The sequence below is a fragment of the Deltaproteobacteria bacterium genome (assembly GCA_011773515.1).
Classification (GTDB): domain Bacteria; phylum Desulfobacterota; class Deferrimicrobia; order J040; family J040; genus WVXK01.
Window position 1 is genome coordinate 1 of record WVXK01000106.1, and the last position, 779, is coordinate 779.

Below are 779 nucleotides of genomic sequence, written 5' to 3' on the forward strand. Positions count from 1 at the left end.
GTCGGGAGGGATGATTTCATTTCCGGTGGAAAGAAGACCCAGGCGGGGTCTTCGATATACCTCAATGGAGAGGATGCCGACTCCGGCGAGCGCGCCTAAATCCTGGGGCCTCAATCTCCGGCCTGCCCTCAGCATCACCTCGCCCTTGCTCAGATCCTCCCCCACCCTGATAATATTTTCACCTGGGGCGACACCGCGGACAACTTCGATGGTGTTTTCATCCCAAGGTTGTGTATGTTCGACCATTACCACCGCGTCCGCGCCATCGGGGAGCATTCCTCCGGTGGGAATCTTCGCGGCCTGACCTGGAGTGATACTCACGCCGGCCGGCTGCCCCATTTTCACTTCACCAATGACCGTGAGTTGCCCGGGCAGTCCGTCAGTTGCGCCGAAAGTATCCTGCGCGCGGACGGCGAACCCGTCCATGATGGAACGGCCAAAGGGGGGCAAATCAACGGGGGATATGATGTCCTCGGCAAGAACGCGGCCGCAAGCCCCGGTCAAGGGAATCGCCTCAATACCAAGCCGGCCCTGCCGCAATTCTTGCGGCAGGTTGTCTTCAAGCCGCCGCCGGGCTTCCTGCAGAGATGTTAGACGAAAGAGTTCTGGCATATAACTGCCCAACCGCAAAAATCCTGGGGGACGAGCCAGCGGTTCGTCCCCCAGACCCCCTCACCCGCTTTTCTTGGTTTCTCTTTTTCGCCTGGCAGGCGAAAATGGAAAAGCCGAGAAGACCGGGAGGGGAGTCTGAGGGGGAAACCGGCGGCTTCCCCCTCAGG

At 59.9% G+C, this 779-nt stretch carries 1 protein-coding gene; it reads right to left on the bottom strand.

Annotated elements, in window-relative coordinates; translation table 11 throughout:
• Positions 1 to 624, bottom strand: a 624-nt coding sequence (locus GTN70_11340; protein ID NIO17554.1) for a molybdopterin molybdenumtransferase MoeA, incomplete at its 3' end; no start/stop codon positions are given.
• Positions 625 to 779: the final 155 nt, after the last annotated feature.